The organism is Sphingomonas sp. (assembly GCF_031372575.1).
Lineage (GTDB): Bacteria > Pseudomonadota > Alphaproteobacteria > Sphingomonadales > Sphingomonadaceae > Sphingomicrobium.
This window is the reverse complement of the sequence record NZ_JANMLM010000020.1, coordinates 1-2,739: the sequence shown is the minus strand read 5'-3', so window position 1 is coordinate 2,739 and position 2,739 is coordinate 1. Positions and strand designations below refer to the sequence as shown.

Genomic DNA, 2,739 nt, shown 5'->3' with positions numbered 1-2,739 from the left:
TTATCCCTATCGCGTGCGTTGCATCGCCGGGCCCTTGAGTAGGTTTCAGCTAAGAGGGCTCGGCACCGCCCCCCACCCCCCCCCGCCCTCCCAATTCAGTTAACGCTGTGGGTGGCCGGGTGGGGGTGCGGGCCGGTGCCGATCCCTCTTAGCTGAAACAGACTCTAGCGCCCGGCGATGCTCCGCACGCGATCGGCATAAAGCCGGCCAACCGGTTGTTCGCTTTGATCGCCGAGACGCGCAATCCAGCGGCCTGAGGGATTGCGCGAGAAGCCAGCGATAAATTCGCGGCGGACGATCGCCGAACGATGGAGGCGGACGAAAGTCTGCGGATCGAGCCGTTCCTCCAGCGCCGCCATCGAATGATGGATCAGCCAGCTGCGCGCGCCGACATGGAGCCGCATATAGTCGCGCTCGGCGGTGATGCGGTCGATGTCGCGTGACGCGATGCGAACGAGGCCGGTGCGGTCAGAGGCCCAGAATTCGTCGAGGAATGGGGAGACGTCGGCATTGTCGTGCGCGGCCTCCTGCTCATGGCGATTCTTGAGGTGCAGCCGCGCGCGATCGAGCGCGCTGGCGAGCCGCGCCGGTTCGACCGGCTTCATCAGATAATCGACCGCCGCGACTTCGAACGCAGCAACCGCAAACTGGTCGAAGGCGGTGACGAAAATCACGGCGGGCGAGGGGCGGCGGCGGGCAAGCGCGCGGGCGACATCGATCCCGTCCATTCCGGGCATCGCAATATCGAGCAGCACCGCATCGGGGTTCAGCGCCTCGGCCAGTCGAACCGCGCCTTCGCCATCGCTGGCGGTGCCGACCAGATCGACCCCGGCGTTGCGCGCAAGCAGCAACTGGAGCCGCTCGGCGGCGAGCGGTTCGTCGTCGGCAATCAGCACCCGCAGTGGCACCTCATCAATCATGTCTGTCTCGCGGCAGGGTTAGCCGGACTTCAAATCCGCCGTCGCCGAGCGGACCATATTCGCAGCTCGATCTGCCCGCGAAGCGCGCCTCGAGCCGCTGGCAGACATTGGCCAGGCCGACCCCGGTGCCTTCGATCCGGTCGCTGTCGCGGCGACCGCGCGGCTTGGGATTGGGCTTGCCGCCGCCGCCACTATTGGTCACCCGAAGGAGCATCTGGTCGCCGCCGAGCGCGGCGGCGGCGATCGTCAGCGTGACCACCTCCCGGGTGGGCGAGACGCCATATTTGATCGCATTTTCGACCAAAGGTTGGAGGATCAGCGCCGGCAGGCGAACGCTTTCCAGTTCGGGCGGGACGTCGATCGCCACCTTGAGCCGGCTCGGGAAGCGGATCGTCTCGATATCGAGATAGAGCCGCTGGAGATCGATCTCCTCCGCCAGCGTGACATCGGCGGTGGGATTGAGCGACAGGCTGGTACGGAAGAAAGTCGACAAAGCGAGCAGCATTTCCTCCGCACGGTCGGTGCGGCCGGTCATGATCAATGACGACAAGGAGTTCAGCGTGTTGAACAGGAAGTGCGGATTAACCTGATAGCGCAAGGCACGAACCTGCGCTGTGTGGGCGGCGCTCTCGGCATCGGCAGCACGGCGCTGGGCGCGCAGGGCCTGGGTCTGGGCGACGGCAGCGAGGTAGAACGCGCTCCAAGCGGCGAAGAAGAACAGCCAGATGACCGCGGCGTCGGCGGCATAGCGAAACTTCTTGCTGCTCTCGAGCTGGTGCATCTTGGGCATGGTCAACACCAGCGGCTCGCTCGCGGTGCGCTCGATCCGGATTTTGTTGCCCTTCTCGATGATGATGAAGCCTTCCTGCGCCTGATAACGGAATTCTTCCTTGCTCTCGCGCATTTTGCCCTCGGCGAGCAGCAACAGGCCCGACATTGCGCAGGCAGCGACGAACGAAGCGAGGCCAGCGACGATCGCCTTGCGCCGGTTGCTCCCGTCGATCCCGCCAAAGATCGCAATCGCGGCATAGACCAGCCCGGTGAGCACGACACCAATGGCGATGATCACCAACTTGTTCTGAAGCGTGGCAATCGGATCCGAGCCGAGCAGGGCGCGGGCAACCACGGTCAATGCGTAAATTAGCCAGAAGCCAATGATGGTTTTGACCGCCAGATGCCAATCGGCGAAGCGGCCATTCGAGGAAATCGGAGCAGAAGCCATGGTCGCGACAGTGGCGATGTCGGCCGGAACGCGCAATCCACGCCGCGGCGCTTGGCAGAAACAGCGCCCCCGCCGGTCGAACAATCATCTTTGCCCGCAGAGGGAACGGGCGGGATGCGGCAATCGTTTGCTTGACACATTCGAGGGAGGAACGAACCACATGACCGATAATACTGACACGACGCGCCCTGACGATACGGGCCAGCCCCCCGCACCGACGCAGCAAAAGCCGCCCGAGCGCGAGCTTGAACTGAAGCTCAAGAAGAACCCCGAAGACCTTGATACGAAGACGGATGTTGGATCAGATCAGTCGATGGACGCATCTGACCCGATTGCCGCGACCCAGCCGGGCGGCAACGAACCGGTGCCATCGTCGGGCTTTCCTGAGGGGAAGTAAGCCGACCGTCACCAAGGTGACACCCAGTTGCAATATTCCCACACCCGTCGCCCCAAAGGCGGCGGGTGAACTATTGGTGCTTGCCGTGGACCTATCCCTTTGATACAATGTGAATGGGGGGCGGGATCGTGGTTAAGCAATTTGCAACCACCGCTGCTGCATGATCCTCCCCAGGCAAAAGGAGTCGGGTTCATGACGAC

The 2,739-nt window shown here is 63.4% G+C and carries 3 protein-coding genes; 1 reads left to right on the top strand and 2 read right to left on the bottom strand.

Annotated elements, in window-relative coordinates; all coding sequences use genetic code 11:
* Positions 1-164 precede the first annotated feature (164 nt).
* Both RMN73_RS01725 and RMN73_RS01720 read right to left on the bottom strand, forming a co-directional pair.
* On the bottom strand, positions 165-920 hold the full coding sequence (locus RMN73_RS01725; protein WP_309601593.1) for a LytTR family DNA-binding domain-containing protein: 756 nt from the start codon (positions 918-920) through the stop codon (positions 165-167).
* Positions 913-2,142 carry a histidine kinase gene (locus RMN73_RS01720; protein ID WP_309601592.1) on the bottom strand — a complete coding sequence of 410 codons (1,230 nt, stop codon included), beginning with the start codon at positions 2,140-2,142 and terminating at the stop codon, positions 913-915. Before RMN73_RS01720 ends, RMN73_RS01725 begins: the two co-directional genes overlap by 8 nt.
* A gap of 160 nt (positions 2,143-2,302) precedes the next feature.
* On the opposite strand from RMN73_RS01720, the gene RMN73_RS01715 reads away from it, so the two are divergent.
* Complete coding sequence (locus RMN73_RS01715) at positions 2,303-2,539, top strand: hypothetical protein (protein ID WP_309601591.1); 237 nt, start codon at positions 2,303-2,305, stop codon at positions 2,537-2,539.
* The last annotated feature ends 200 nt before the right edge of the window (positions 2,540-2,739 follow it).